Here is a 15,006-nt window from a genome sequence, read left to right on the forward strand (position 1 = left end):
TATCCGATGGAGGTCATCCAGATGAAAACAGTCAAAACTGCCTCATTTGCCGCACTGGCGGCGATCTTAGTTCTTTCCGGCTGCGGCAGCAGCAATTCTTCTAATGAGAGCGATGCAACAGATGTGAATGGAAAAGTGACACTCAACTTTTTAACTCAAAGCTCACCACTTGCTCCGGCAGATCCGAACGACAAGCTGATTAACAAACGGCTGGAAGAAAAAACGGGTATTCATATTCGTTGGAAAAACTTTACCAGTGACCAGTTTGTAGAAAAAAGGAATCTGGCCATTGCCAGCGGCGATTTGCCGGATGCAGTGTTTGACGCGGGTTACTCGGATTATGACTTGCTCAAGCTAGCCAAAGACGGTGTCATTATTCCAGTGGAGGATTTGATTGAACAGCATATGCCGAATTTTAAAAAGGTATTGGAGCAATCACCGGAATATAAAGCTATGTTGACTGCGCCGGATGGACATATTTATTCCTTTCCGTGGATTGAAGAATTGGGAACAGGAAAAGAAGCGATCCAGTCCGTGGATGATTTGCCGTGGATTAATGTGGAGTGGCTGAACAAGCTGGGCTTGTCCATGCCAACAACGACCGAAGAGCTGAAGCAGGTCCTAATTGCCTTTAAAACAAAGGACCCCAACGGCAACGGGCAGGCGGATGAGATTCCATTATCGTTTATAGATAAGCCTGGCGGCGAGGATTTGGCCTTTTTATACGGGGCCTTTGGGCTGGGAGAGAACTGGGATCATACAGTAGTGACGAACGATGGGAAAGTCGTTTTTACAGCAGCGGATAACGGATATAAGGAAGCCGTCAAATATATCCATGATTTATATAAGGAAGAGCTGGTGGACATAGAGTCTTCCCAGCAGGATTGGAACACCTATCTGGCCAAAGGGAAGGATCACCGCTATGGTCTGTACTTTACATGGGATAAGGCCAATATTACAGGCCCGAATAAAAAATACGATCTCATGCCGCCGCTGGCTGGACCGGATGGACATGTGAATGTTACACGGACGAATGGCATCGGCTTCGATCGCGGGCGCATGGTGATCACCAGTGCTAATAAGAAGCTGGAGGCGACTGCCAAGTGGATTGACCAGCTGTATGATCCGATCCAATCCATACAGAACAATTGGGGAACTTACGGGGATACCAAGCAGAAAAATATTTTTGAGTATGATGCGGCAAAGGGAATGTTGAAGCATCTGCCGCTGGAAGGCTCGGCTCCGGTGGAAATCAGACAAAAGACGAACATCGGCGGTCCGTTAGCTGTATTGGATGAATACTACGGAAAATACACAACCCAGCCAGAAGATGCGACATGGCGATTGGGGTTGCTCAAAAAGGTGATGGTTCCCCATATGCAAGCGGATCATAATTATCCTAAAGTATTTTTCTCTATCGATGAGCTGGATCGATTATCGACCATTGAAACCGATCTATTCGCCTATGTTCTCCGTAAACGTACGGAATGGTACCAGAACGGTAAGGTCGAAGAGGAGTGGCCGGAATATTTGCAGGAGCTGAACAGTCTGGGATTACAGGAATGGTTGCAAATTAAGCAAGCGGGCTATGACAGAAGCGCAAGTAAATGATTCTTTTTTTGAGGGAGATGGAGTATATGAACGTTGTTAGGCAAGAGAAATACCGCCCATCCTATCACTTTTCACCGAAAAACGGATGGATGAATGATCCGAACGGAATGGTTTATTTTGAAGGACGTTATCATTTGTTTTATCAGCATCATCCATTCGGCACAACGTGGGGTCCTATGCATTGGGGGCATGCGGTCAGTACTGACTTGGTGAACTGGGAGGAGCAGCCGATTGCTTTGGAGCCGGATGGTCTAGGGACGATTTTTTCCGGGAGCGCCGTGGTGGATGAGCGGGATACGTCCGGTTTTTTTGAAGGCAAGCCGGGTTTGGTAGCTATTTTCACTCATCATTATTCGCTTCCAAACACGGATCAGATACGCCAATACCAGAGCCTCGCCTATAGTACAGATTCAGGTGAAAGCTGGATTAAATATGCGGGCAACCCGGTACTGGAGGATGAGCACTGCGTTGATTTTCGGGACCCGAAAGTGTTTTGGCATAAGTCTACAGAGCAGTGGGTGATGGTGCTGGCCTGCGGTCAGACGATTCGAATCTATCATTCTCCGAATCTGAAGGAATGGACTTTTGCCAGTGAATTTGGACACGGTATTGGTAGTCATGATGCGGTGTGGGAATGCCCGGATTTATTTCCGCTATATGTTGATGAGAAACGCGAACAGGTGAAGTGGGTTATGCTCGTAAGCATTGGCGATACCCCGGGGATTCGGGAAGGGTCTAGAACACAGTATTTTACGGGTGAATTTGATGGGACGACATTTGTGGCAGATGCGGAAAGTGAAAAAGTCCGCTGGCTCGATTATGGCAGAGATAACTACGCAGGTGTGTGTTGGTCGGATATCCCGGCAGAGGACGGACGACGCCTGTTTATGGGCTGGATGAGCAACTGGAGATATGCCAATCAGACACCGACGGAGCGCTGGAGAGGTGCCATGTCCATTCCGCGAGAACTCGCACTGGAAACGAGAAAGGGCACAGTTGCGCTTGTTCAGCGCCCTGTTCGGGAACTGGAGGGATTAAGAGCCCCTGTCCTGTCACTCACAGAACCATCTTGGGAGGAAGTGCGGAACGCATTGTCTTCCTTGCAGCTGGATTGCTACGAACTTGTGGCTGAATTTGCAACCACTGGAGACTTTGGCTTTAAAGTGCGGGTAGCGGATGGACAAGAGACACTCGTCGGGTATACTTCCGCCACGCAGGAAGTATACGTGGACCGGACACAGTCAGGTCGCTCGGATTTTCATGAAGACTTTGCAGGCAAACATGGGACCTCATTAACAATCTTACCGGATCGCATGGACATCCGTATCTATGTAGATCGCTCGTCTATCGAAGTGTTTTTCGATCGCGGACAGGTAGCCATTACCGATTTAATATTTCCTGATGCAGAAGCTAAGGGTCTTGAAATATTCTCAGCGGAAGAGCAGGTAACTGTATTTTCACTGGAGCTTTATGCGCTGAAATGAATTTTCTTCGTAATCCGTACTGGAGGGTAGGGAATTGGCGATGAGAATAGAGCTCACAAACACGCGCACGAATTTGACGAACTGGCAGATTAAAGGGCAGGGACACATAGAAAATAACATCCAGGGACTTTTGTTGAGGTCAGAGCCACAGGAAAATGTGATGGCTATGTCTGGAACTACATCGCAGGATTTTACTTTTGAAGCGGATGTGATGGTCACAGACATACAGGCAGACGCTACCCTAGTATTCCGTTCCAGTGAGGATGGATGGTCTTCCTATATGCTTCAAATCGTGCCAGCTGCCGGATTATTACGGTTACGCGATGCTACCGGGGATATCGAAAGACTCAAAGAGGAACGGCCAGTAGAATTACAAAAAGGAGATATTTATCATCTCAAGGTAAAGGTAGAAGGCTCGCAGCTTAAAGTGTACTGGGATGAAGGATATCGCCCGATTATAGATGTGGTCGATACGACGTATGCATCAGGATATTTGGGACTGAATGTCTGGAATGGGGCGGCATTATTTCAGAACATTCAAGTCAGTGATATGGATACGAATATAGGTGAACCGCTCTTGAACCGTGGAAAATGGCAACCTGACCTCAAAGGGCAGAGGGCCGAGGAAACAAGTATGGAAGGTGCGCTCAAAATATACGATACCGCAGCTGCTGACCTGGTGCTGGAAGGCAGTGTGACGCTGAACCCTTCCCAACCGGGAATGGAAGCAGGACTATTTTTCAGAGGGAATCAGGTGGGAACAGAGGGCTATATTGCTTCTGTGCAAGGAGAGAATCATCAGATCCGGATACATCTGAGAAAAGCGAACGGAACTTTGATTACAAGCTCGGCGATGACGTATCCGGATACATCGGGCAGTAAACACAGTCTGGAAATCATTACACACGGAGAGCGGATTTGCGTGTTTGTAGATGGCTACACACCTGCGGCGATTGACATCGTGGATAACAGTTACTCCAGTGGTTTTATAGGTATGAAGGCAACTGGGGGTACGGCTTATTTTCAGGATATCTACCTTACCTCCGTCTCGAATTACTATACAGAAAAATATCGCCCGCAGTATCATTATTCCCCTGTCAGAGGCTCGGCCAGCGATCCGAACGGATTAGTATATTTCGAGGGAGAATATCACCTGTTTCATCAGGATGGTGGACAATGGGCACATGCGGTCAGTCTGGATTTGCTGGATTGGAAAAGGCTTCCCTTGGCATTAAAGTGGAATGATTTGGGCCATATCTGGTCTGGCTCGGCTGTAGCTGATCTCACCAATACTTCCGGCTTGTTCAGCGACTATGGCGGAAAAGGGCTGATTGCATATTACACCTCCTATAATCCCGATCAACCCAAGGGAAACCAGAGAATTGGCCTTGCTTACAGCACAGACCGGGGACGGACATGGCAATACCCCGAAAACAATTCAATTGTAATTGAGAATCCGGGCCAAAATGAAAACGATCCTGGCAACTGGGATTTTCGTGATCCGAAAGTGGTATGGGATGAAGCGCATCAGCGCTGGATTATGGTCGTGTCGGGAGGTGACCATATCCGCTTCTTTACCTCCGCCAACCTATTAGATTGGAGCTGGACGGATAATTTTGGCTATGGCGATTATATACGGGGTGGGGTATGGGAGTGCCCGGATCTATTCCCGCTCGCGGTAGACAAGAGCAACACCTCTAAATGGGTGCTAATGATTAGTACTGGAGCCAGCACGAACACTCAAGGCTCGGATGCGGAATATTTTATCGGTGAACTGACATCTGATGGCAAATTTCAAAATGATCTTCCGCCGGGGAAGGTGTTGAAAACCGATTGGGGCAAGGAATTCTATGCCTCGATGTCCTTCTCCAATGTACTCGGCGGGCGGCGTATCATGCTGGCATGGATGACGAATTGGGACTACCCGTTCAGCTTCCCAACTTCACCCTGGAAGGGGCAGTTCAGCATCCCAAGAGAGTTATCGCTAAAAACAACCCATGAAGGCATCCGCTTAATACAGCATCCGATATCCGAACTGACTTCGCTACGTTCCCATTTATTTTCACTAGACCATGAGAGTATCACGGAATCTTCTCCGAATATACTGGAAGGCTTGAATGCGGGGGCCTATGAGATTGAAGCAGAGTTCGAATTCCCTTCCGTTGGGATGGCATCGACTTTTGGATTTTACGTACGGGAAGGCGGTGAGCAAAGAACTGCAGTCGGCTATAAAACAGATGTACAACAGATGTTTGTAAACCGTGCTGATTCAGGGCTTGCCGATTTCTCTCCCCTGTTTTCAACGTTTCATGAAGCATCACTGGCACCCGTCGGGAATCGGATTCAAATGCGTATATTTGTGGACGAATCCTCAGTTGAGGTGTTTGGTAATCATGGGGAAGTCGTATTTTCTGATCTCATTTTTCCAGATTCGGCGCGTAGAGGGATGAGCTTCTATACCCAAGGTGGTGAAGTAAAAGTTGTTTCTCTTCGAGTGTATGCGCTACGCAATAGCTGGAGGGTTACAGAGGCTTCACCCATCAGACTGATGATGGATTACACTCAGCTGGAGCTTGCGGAAGGACAGTCCAAACGTCTGTATGCGAGTGTGGAGGACCATTCCGGGAGAAAAGGACATTTGCTGAATTGGGAATCCAGCCATCCGGCAGTCGTCAAGGTGATCGTGTCAAATGAGGGTAGCGCGATCGTTGAGGCACTTTCCCTTGGAGAAGCCGTTGTTACAGCCTCCATCCCAGGAGATACGGTAAGAGCAAGTACCTCTGTCACTGTGCATGGCGGGATGTTTTATACCAACCTTTCAGGTTGGGTGCCGGATGTCTCCGCATCCCGCTGGATGGTGACGACGGATGGTATGCGCGGAAGCTATATTAGCGATGCGAATTATATGGCTTCTGAGCAGGCGAAAGATTTTACGTATGAGGCTGATATGAAGCTGTATGGAAATGGGAGCGCTGGGTCCATGATTTTTCGTGCCAATGCTGACGGGGCGAGTGGCTATTATTTGAATTTGGACCCGAACATGAAATCCATTCGTCTTTTTTATAAAAAAGAGGGGCGATTTGAGGAGCAGCAAGTGCTGGCCAAGGTTCCAAGATTTGTACTGCCGGGAGTAACCTATCATATTAAAATCCAAGCAGAGGGATTACGCCTTCGTATAGAGATTGATAACGAACAGGTAATGGACTTGGAAGATGATACATTTGCCGAAGGGCATTTTGGTATCAATGTATTTGGAGGGCAGGCTTTTTACCAACATGTAAGGATCGAGAAAATGTGATATGAATTTCTTATGTCAGAAGGAGAGCTGTATTTTACGAGCTCTCTTTTTTGCGTCTTTTTTAGCCGGAGCCTGCAATTTGCTGGTTAAACGAAAACCTTCAGGGGGGTATAATAAAATATAGTGCTATATCAAGTGCGTATACATGGTGTTACAGCAGATTTGGATTCATACAACCATTAGATGCTGATCTGGAAGGACGGCTATGGGCCATTGGAGGAATGCTTGTGAGGATGATGTTCACTTTTCTAAGAAAATATCGGGTTCCAGCTATCGCGGCGCTCGTGATGATGTTGCTGGAATTGACGGTAGAGTTATCGCAGCCGTATTTGATCTCCAAAATCATAGATGAGGGCATTCGACAGCAGGATTTGCCCGTCGTCTGGTTATGGGGCGGTGTACTGGTGGGCAGTGCCGTTATCGCTTTTATGGCAGGGATATCCAGCTCCTTTTTTGCTTCACATGCAAGTCAGGGTTTTGGCTATGATGTGCGGGAAAAGCTATATCAAAAGGTGCAATCCTTTTCTTATCCGGTGTTCAAACGGTTTGCTACTTCGTCGCTGATTACGCGCCTGACGGGAGATGTTACGCAAGTACAAGATACGGTGTTTATGAGCCTGCGATTTATGACACGAGTTCCGCTGGTGGTGATCGGCAGTATTGTGATGGCTCTGGTTGTCCATTTTAGGCTTGGGCTGCTACTGGCGGTTATGGCCCCAGTGCTGTTCGTATTTGTGCTGGTAATGATGCGGAGGACTGTCACTTTGTTTAAAAGTGTCCAGCGACGCTTGGATGACGTTAATGGAGTAATTCAGGAGAATCTGACAGGCATTCGGCTTATCCGGGTTTTTGTACGGATGCGACATGAAATTGAACGTTTTGCGCATTACGGAAGTGAATTGATGAAAGGGACGGTGTCCGCTCTACGCTGGACAGAAACGACGATGCCGTTCATTTTGTTTACGATGAATGCAGGGATTATTGCAGTACTTTGGTTTGGGCGCGGTCAAATTTCCACTGGAGATGCCAGTGTAGGACAGGTGGTTGCAGTCGTTAATTATTCCCTGCGGACGATTGGAGCTTTGTCTGCTTTATCCGGTATCGTTGTGGTATTTTCCCGGGCTACTGCATCTACAGGGCGGATTCGTGAGGTTTTGGAAACACCTAATGAAGAGGGGAGAGAGCTGAAGGGTGTTCCAACACAGGATACACGGATTGAGGGACAGGTGGAAATGGATCGGGTGAGCTTTCATTATCCGGGCAGTGATTTGGCTGTATTAAAGGACATATCCTTTAAGGCACGACCGGGTGAGCGAATCGCTATTATGGGAGCTACTGGTTCGGGCAAATCCTCACTTGTACAGTTGATTACACGTCTATATGAAGAAGATGCAGGTCATGTACGCTTTGACGGAAAGGACGCTCGTCAAATGGATGGCTCCATACTACGTGAGGCGATTGGCTATGTCCCCCAAGAGGTGCTGCTATTTACCGGCTCGATTCGGGATAATATTGCCTGGGGGCTGGAGCATGCCAGTCTGGAGCAGATTCAGGAAGCCGCGCGCATGGCACAAATCCATCCTATGATTGAACGCTTGCCACAAGGCTATGACACCATGCTCGGACAGCGTGGTGTTAATCTGTCCGGCGGACAGAAGCAGCGGCTGTCGATTGCCCGCGCACTGGTGCGCCAGCCGGCAGTGCTGATTCTGGACGACAGCACAAGTGCGCTGGATGTGGGGACGGAAACAGCATTATTGAATGCACTCGACGGCCTGTCCTGTACGACATTTCTCATCACGCAGAAGATCAGTTCAACTGCATCAGCAGATCAGATATTACTGCTGGATGAAGGGCGCCTGATAGCTAGTGGAGACCATGAACATCTCATGAATAGCTCAGAACTGTATCGACGTATCTATGAATCACAATACGGAAAGGAGGAGTCGCATGCTCAAGGAACTCATTGAACCGTTCCGTCAGCCTACGCCGGAATCCGGTGTGCTGCGAAACCCGGCTGGCGCTGAAGGACGACGCAAGGCCAAAGCGAAGAACTGGTCTGGCACGGTAGGGCGAATATGGGCTTATCTGGCCCGTCGTAAGGCCAAGCTAATGCTGGTCCTGTTCATGGTGTTGCTCAGCTCCGGGCTGTCGCTGCTGGCTCCATATCTGGTCGGTGTAGCGGTGGATGATTTTCTCGAAGGGCCGGGTGGACGCACGTGGATTTATTTTCTCGTCGGATTAGGGGCTGTATATCTGCTGAACTCGCTGACCTCCTGGCTGCAAAATATCTGGATGATCGAGATTGCCCAAGAGACGGTGTACCGCATGCGTTTCGATCTGTTTTCACATTTGCATCGACTCCCCATTCCTTTCTACGGCAAACGTCAGCAGGGAGAGATCATGAGTCGTCTGACCAATGATATCGAAAATGTCAGTTCTACGCTGAACAGCTCGGCCATTCAGATTTTTTCGAGCATATTGACGCTAATCGGTACACTTACTGTGATGCTGTGGTTAAGCCCGCTGATGACCCTGCTAACCTTTATCGTGGTGCCATTAATGGCAGCCGGGATGCGCTGGATTACACGCCGCACCGGGCCTTTATATAAGGAACGGCAGAAGAACTTGGGCGAACTGAACGGATACATTGAAGAAACCCTGTCCGGTCAGCAGATTATCAAGGCATTTTCACAGGAGAAGAGAGTCATCCGTGGTTTTCGTGAGCGTAATGACCGTATTCGGCTGTCGGGTTTCTGGGCACAAACGATTTCAGGCTTTATCCCCAAGCTGATGAACGGACTGAATAATCTCAGCTTTGCTATTGTAGCAGGGATCGGCGGGATTTTAGCCATTCGCGGCTCGATTACGATAGGGACGATTATCGTATTTGTAGAATATGCTCGTCAGTTCACTAGACCGCTGAACGATTTGGCTAACCAGTGGAATACACTGTTGTCCGCCATTGCCGGAGCTGAGCGCGTATTTGAAATATTGGACGAAGACGAAGAGTCCAAGGATGAACGCGGCGCAGTAAAGGTGAAGCATGTGGAGGGAGCTGTACAGTTTACGGATGTTTTCTTCGGTTATGATGAGGGAAACGCTACGCTGGAAGCCATCTCTTTTGAAGCTAAACCTGGTGAAATGATCGCGCTCGTCGGTCCGACCGGGGCAGGAAAAACGACACTGATCCAGCTCCTTTCCAGATTCTATAGCCCAGACAAGGGAACGATTACGCTGGACGGGCGTGACATTACGACCATAGAGCGTGAAAGCTTGCGCTCCCGTATGGCGTTTGTGCTACAGGACACCTTCCTGTTTCAGGGGACCATTCGTGAAAATATCCGCTTCGGCAGGCTGGATGCCACTGATGAGGAGGTTGAACAAGCATCGAAACTGGCCAACGCCCACTCCTTTATCATGCGGATGAAGGACGGGTACGACAAGGTGCTGGAAGCGAACGGTAGCGGCATCAGTCAAGGGCAAAAGCAGTTGCTGGCGATTGCTCGTGCGATTTTGGCCAACCCTTCCATTCTGGTACTCGACGAGGCGACCAGCAGCATTGACACCATCACCGAGATGAAAATTCAAGAAGGACTGGAACGGCTCATGCAGGGGCGAACAAGTTTCGTCATTGCACATCGGTTGAATACCATTCGTCAGGCTGACCGGATTTTGGTCTTAAAGGACGGTCGTTTGGAGGAGCAAGGTTCTCATGAGGAGTTGCTGGCTCACAAAGGCTTTTACAGTAATTTATATTATGGTCAGTTGAGAAAACAAAGCTCATAAGCTGGCTTGATCAACAGATTTACAGGCATACTTAAAATGGGCTACCGTGGGGTGGCCTTTTTAAGTATGTCTTTTGTATGGAAACGCAACATTAAAATATACCCATACCCCGTATATGTACGTTAGTATTGGAGTGCAAGAATAAAAGGCCATATCAAAGGAGAGATGTCATGATGAAGGTCGCCATCATGCTTTACGATGGAATCACAGCATTAGATGCCATATTAGCTTGGCTCAACTAGGTGTGTATTTTTATTTACAAAGCCCCCTAATTCAACTAATATGGTTTACACATAGTAAAGGATTACAAAATGTAAACCATTGGAGGGGGTTACAAACATGAGCAGCTTACCTAAGTCTGCTACATTTCCGCTTTTCATTTTGATGCTGAATCTGTTTATTGCTTTATTGGGTCAAGGCATGGTGATTCCCATTCTGCCTGAATATTTGAAACAATTTAATGCGGCGGGAGCTGCTGCGGGGTATCTTATTGCCGCTTTTGGAGCAGCACAGTTTATTTTTTCACCTCTAGGTGGACAGCTATCGGATAGATACGGGCGTAAATCAATGATCATCACCGGTCTGTTTTTAACCGTCATTTCGGATCTCATGTTTGCTGTATCTACGACATTGCCCCTTCTATATATTGCTCGGTTTATTGGAGGGATAGGTATTGGATTAATGGTTCCTTCCAATATGGCCTATGTCGCTGATATTACCACTCCTGAAACTCGCGCTAAAGGAATGGGGTACTTGGGTGCTTCCATGAATTTGGGGATGGTGCTTGGTCCGGGGTTAGGCGGTATGATCGCTGAGTTGGGCATTAGGGTGCCTTATTTTTTTGCTGGTGGACTTGGACTTGTAGCAACTCTGCTTAGCTTGTATATGCCAGAGACACTGCCCAAGGAACAACGAAAACCCGTTGGCCAACGGGTCCGTAGGGAGCCGATTCGAAAGCAAATTCTGAATTCATTTCGAACGTCCTATTTTCGTTATCTTCTCCTTATATTGATCATGACATTAGGCTTGATGAATTACGAAACGGTGTATGCTCTTTTTGTGGAACAAAAATACGGTTTTGATGCCACTAAAATCTCAATGATCATTACGGTTGGTGCCATAATAGGCATCGTGGTGCAGGTATGGCTGCTTGATTACCTCATCAAGAGACTTGGCGAGATGAAGCTTATACGCCTCTCTTTGATCATGACAGCCATTGCTTTACTGTTCATGCTTATTAAGATCAATTTAGGTTATCTGCTGGTGGTATCGGCTCTGTTCTTTGCTTTTAATGCCTTCTTAAGGCCCACAGTAAGTACAATGATTGCCAACTCGGCTGGAGATCGTCAAGGATATGCCGCCGGACTGAATACGACGTATACCAGCCTAGGCAGTATATTGGGGCCTATTTTAGCGGGTTTGTTGTTTGACAAACACATTCATATTCCTTATATTTTTGGTGCACTTATCCTTGCATCTGCCCTTTTCTTAACCTTTCAAACATCAAAAAATGAGAAACGGATGGTTGCTAATGACTGAGAACTGGCACCAGAACTTGAAAAACAAAAATCGGGAAGAACTCATTGCGGCTGCGAAGGAACTTTTTATGAAGCAGAGCTTTCTCAAAGTGAATATTAAGGATGTATGCCATGTGGCTGGTGTGAGTCGGGTTACATTCTATAAGCATTTTCAGTCCATGAATGAAATAGTTTTTGAGGTCCAAATGGAGATCCTTGAGAGCATGACTGAATTTGTTAGAAGAGCACCTACAGCCGAAATGAATGGTAAGCAGATGCTTACTTCGATGCTTGATGCATGGATTGATTATGCGGGGCGACACCCGGAATATATCAAGTTTATTCTGTTATTCGACCTGCATTACGAAGGTTATGATTCAAATGAAGAACTCAAAGAACGATATAAACATTTTGTTAACCAAGGAAAGGAACGACATTTCCTGATAGATGCTCTGGAAGCTGGAATCCAAGATGGATCCTTAAAGTCGGATGCTGAACCTTTACAGACTGCTCATTTTGTCTTTACCTCTATGATGGGTTTACTCCAGAAAATGAGTCTAACTTCCAATGACGAATCGAATAACAAAATTCAGGATATAAACATTGCTAACCGATTTGTAGGGATGCTGGTTCAGTATCTAAGTTCAGAAAGTGATGAATCCTCTATTTAAGACAGGTGGACGCCATAGAACAACAAGGCTCAGTCTGCTAAACTGTGAAAATAGAACGGGTACATATACTTTGCCATATTAGCCTGATTTATTTTGCGGAGGTGCGGGGATGAACGGAAGTCTGTTTGAGCCAGGACTGCGGGACGGGGATTATATTCCCCGTTTTTTTGCTTACTATTACAAGCAATGGCGTGACTATACGATGTCTTACCACGATCATCATTCCACTGAAATTATGTATATGATTTCTGGCTTGTGCAGGATAGATGTACAAACCGGAAAGAATACGGAAGAAAGCATTACGCTGCGCAAAGGCGAGTTTATTATGCTGGATGCAGGCGTCCCGCATCGGTTGGTGGTGGAAGGAGAACAACCGTGCCGGATGCTGAATGTAGAGTTTGGCTTTAAGGAAGGGGTGAGGGTAGGACCATCTATCCAACAAATAGCAGCGGAGGAGCAGGAAGTCACAGCCTTTATGTCGCGTCCATTCCCATATCTGGTGCTATCAGACCCGGAAGAGGTATATTATGCGCTCAAAAGTCTCGTGCTGGAGCTGGATCAACGTAAAGAACAGCCGGGTGCCATGGCAGAAATGCTTTTTATGCAATTGCTTGTACGAATTGCACGTTTACGGGAAGAGGCAGAGCGCAGCAATACGCAGCAAACGGATATGTACGTCAAGCGATGCATTGAATTTCTCCATCTGAACTATGACCGGGATATTGCAGTCAAGGACATGGCCGCAGCCGTCAATCTGCACCCAGGGTATTTGCATCGAATTTTCAAAAAACATACGGGGCTCACGCTTACCGCGTATTTAACGATGCTGCGAATGGACAAGGCCTGTATGCTGCTTCAGCAAACGGACATTCCCATTCAGGAAATTGCCGATTATGTTGGCGTCGCCAGCAGACAGTATTTCCACATGTTGTTTAAAAAGCATACAGGCAAAACTCCTGTTGAATACCGCACCGCCGTCGAGCGCGATGTGAGGAATTATGCGGAGGAGGGTGGAAGCTAAAAAAGAAGCCTCTGAACCATTACCGATTTAGGTCGGTATGAATTCAGAGGTCGTGTGATTTCAAGCATTATAAAACGTATCGGGCTTCTTGAGAGCTAGAGTTTGGATCATTTTTCGAGCCACATATTTTCCATCTGTTCAAGCGATCTCCCCTTGGTTTCGGGAACCTTGCGCCATATAAAGACTACGACGAACAACGAGATGGCTCCGAATATCCAGAAGGTATTGGACGGACCAGCTGAACTCAGCAGAGGGGGGAATGCCTGGGAGACCAGATAATCGCCGGCCCATAATGCCATCGAAGCAATGGCGACAGCTTTGCCGCGAATACGGTTCGGAAAGATCTCCGAGATCATGACCCATACGATTGGCCCAAGTGATATAGCGTAGGAGGCCACGTAGATCAATATCATGATGAGCACGAGCGGTCCAGTGGTTAGACCCATTTTGAATGCGGCTCCAATAATGATCAAGCAGAGGGTCATCAACGAGGTACCGATCATTAGTAGAACTTTTCGTCCCGCTTTGTCGATCAGCCATACGGATACGATGGTAAACAACACATTGATCAACCCGATCCAGATGGTCTGGGTCAAAGAAGCGTCCGTACCGAGCCCCATTCCTTTAAAGATGACCGGTGCATAATACAAAATGGCATTGATGCCGGTAATATGCTGCATAATGGCGAGCATGATACCGATAAAGAGAGCGACCCGAATACCGGGAGCGAACAATTGTTTCAATGAGTCATTCTCATTTTTGAACGATTCCTTGATATCAAGTACTTCCTGTTTAGCGGCTTCTTCACCGTGAATTTTCAGCAGAATTGGCAGCGCTTCATAAGGCCGATTCTTTTTGATAAGCCATCTCGGGCTTTCGGGTATGAAGAGCATCAGGAGCATAAAGATCAGTCCCGGAACAGCTCCCACTCCGAACATCCAGCGCCAGGCTGTTGAGACACCCCAGGCTTCATCCCCCAGGCTGACGATCCACGAATTCTGAAAATAAACGAGGAAAATACCCGTTACGATCGCCAGCTGATTTAAAGCAACCAAACGGCCACGGTATTTGGCGGGAGCGATCTCCGCGTTATACACCGGACAAATGGTGGAAGTGATTCCTATGCCGACGCCGCCGATCATACGAAAGATAACATACCCGGTGAACGTATCTTGAATTGCAGAGCAGATCGAGCCGATGACAAATAAAAATCCGGCGGCCAGCAATACCTTTTTTCTGCCGATCCTTTCACTCATGTAGCCGGAGAGAGCCGCACCCGTGATGCTCCCTACAATCAGACTCGACACTGCCCAACCGACCTGAAATTCGCTCAGCGAAAAACGCTGCTGTAGGAATTCAACTGCTCCCGAAACTACCGCGATATCAAAACCGAACAGTATGCCTCCAAGCGCAGCTACGATGGATACCAACGTCACAAAAAGCATATTGGGTTTTTCTGATTGAAGCGCTTTCTGTTGAGCGCTTTCATTATGGATGATTACTCCCATATGATCATCTCCCCTCCAGATTCCTAGAACCTCATTCCGTTCTTCGAGGAGAAGTATAACATGCGCTTATAAAAGAAAGGCCGGTGATCGTCTTCAATAAACGGACC

General features: G+C 47.5%; 9 protein-coding genes. 8 read left to right on the forward strand and 1 reads right to left on the reverse strand.

Annotation, left to right across the window (positions count from 1 at the left end):
- Positions 1–21: 21 nt before the first annotated feature.
- The 8 genes from C400_RS0106165 to C400_RS0106200 all read left to right on the forward strand — a co-directional run bounded on the left by C400_RS0106165 (position 22) and on the right by C400_RS0106200 (position 13,391).
- Positions 22–1,611, forward strand: a complete 1,590-nt coding sequence (locus C400_RS0106165) for an ABC transporter substrate-binding protein (RefSeq protein WP_017426345.1) — start codon at positions 22–24, stop codon at positions 1,609–1,611.
- Positions 1,612–1,637: 26 nt separating this feature from the next.
- Positions 1,638–3,095: a glycoside hydrolase family 32 protein gene (locus C400_RS0106170; protein ID WP_026065383.1), complete on the forward strand. Its 1,458-nt coding sequence runs from the start codon at positions 1,638–1,640 to the stop codon at positions 3,093–3,095.
- A 40-nt stretch (positions 3,096–3,135) separates the two neighbouring features.
- Positions 3,136–6,393, forward strand: a complete 3,258-nt coding sequence (locus C400_RS0106175; protein WP_038978142.1) for a GH32 C-terminal domain-containing protein — start codon at positions 3,136–3,138, stop codon at positions 6,391–6,393.
- A gap of 233 nt (positions 6,394–6,626) precedes the next feature.
- Positions 6,627–8,363 carry an ABC transporter ATP-binding protein gene (locus C400_RS0106180; protein ID WP_017426348.1) on the forward strand — a complete coding sequence of 579 codons (1,737 nt, stop codon included), beginning with the start codon at positions 6,627–6,629 and terminating at the stop codon, positions 8,361–8,363.
- On the forward strand, positions 8,344–10,182 hold the full coding sequence (locus tag C400_RS0106185; protein ID WP_017426349.1) for an ABC transporter ATP-binding protein: 1,839 nt from the start codon (positions 8,344–8,346) through the stop codon (positions 10,180–10,182). Before C400_RS0106180 ends, C400_RS0106185 begins: the two co-directional genes overlap by 20 nt.
- A gap of 339 nt (positions 10,183–10,521) precedes the next feature.
- Entirely contained in the window at positions 10,522–11,721 is a 1,200-nt protein-coding gene (locus tag C400_RS0106190) for an MFS transporter (protein WP_017426350.1), read from the forward strand.
- Positions 11,714–12,370 carry a TetR/AcrR family transcriptional regulator gene (locus C400_RS0106195; RefSeq protein ID WP_017426351.1) on the forward strand — a complete coding sequence of 219 codons (657 nt, stop codon included), beginning with the start codon at positions 11,714–11,716 and terminating at the stop codon, positions 12,368–12,370. Before C400_RS0106190 ends, C400_RS0106195 begins: the two co-directional genes overlap by 8 nt.
- A 109-nt stretch (positions 12,371–12,479) precedes the next feature.
- Positions 12,480–13,391, forward strand: a complete 912-nt coding sequence (locus tag C400_RS0106200; RefSeq protein WP_016821404.1) for an AraC family transcriptional regulator — start codon at positions 12,480–12,482, stop codon at positions 13,389–13,391.
- A 107-nt stretch (positions 13,392–13,498) separates the two neighbouring features.
- Here the strand turns inward: C400_RS0106200 and C400_RS0106205 are convergent, their stop codons facing one another.
- Positions 13,499–14,899 carry a sugar porter family MFS transporter gene (locus C400_RS0106205; protein ID WP_016821403.1) on the reverse strand — a complete coding sequence of 467 codons (1,401 nt, stop codon included), beginning with the start codon at positions 14,897–14,899 and terminating at the stop codon, positions 13,499–13,501.
- Between the last annotated feature and the right edge of the window lie 107 nt (positions 14,900–15,006).

It is taken from the genome of Paenibacillus sp. ICGEB2008 (assembly GCF_000307675.1).
Taxonomy (GTDB): domain Bacteria; phylum Bacillota; class Bacilli; order Paenibacillales; family Paenibacillaceae; genus Paenibacillus; species Paenibacillus polymyxa.

Bases quoted from the DNA above. Each gene is read 5' to 3' on its own strand.
- C400_RS0106165 (WP_017426345.1), top strand. From the start codon at position 22: ATGAAAACAGTCAAAACTGCCTCATTTGCCGCACTGGCGGCGATCTTA.
- C400_RS0106170 (WP_026065383.1), top strand. From the start codon at position 1,638: ATGAACGTTGTTAGGCAAGAGAAATACCGCCCATCCTATCACTTTTCA.
- C400_RS0106175 (WP_038978142.1), top strand. From the start codon at position 3,136: ATGAGAATAGAGCTCACAAACACGCGCACGAATTTGACGAACTGGCAG.
- C400_RS0106180 (WP_017426348.1), top strand. From the start codon at position 6,627: ATGATGTTCACTTTTCTAAGAAAATATCGGGTTCCAGCTATCGCGGCG.
- C400_RS0106185 (WP_017426349.1), top strand. From the start codon at position 8,344: ATGCTCAAGGAACTCATTGAACCGTTCCGTCAGCCTACGCCGGAATCC.
- C400_RS0106190 (WP_017426350.1), top strand. From the start codon at position 10,522: ATGAGCAGCTTACCTAAGTCTGCTACATTTCCGCTTTTCATTTTGATG.
- C400_RS0106195 (WP_017426351.1), top strand. From the start codon at position 11,714: ATGACTGAGAACTGGCACCAGAACTTGAAAAACAAAAATCGGGAAGAA.
- C400_RS0106200 (WP_016821404.1), top strand. From the start codon at position 12,480: ATGAACGGAAGTCTGTTTGAGCCAGGACTGCGGGACGGGGATTATATT.
- C400_RS0106205 (WP_016821403.1), bottom strand. From the start codon at position 14,899: ATGGGAGTAATCATCCATAATGAAAGCGCTCAACAGAAAGCGCTTCAA.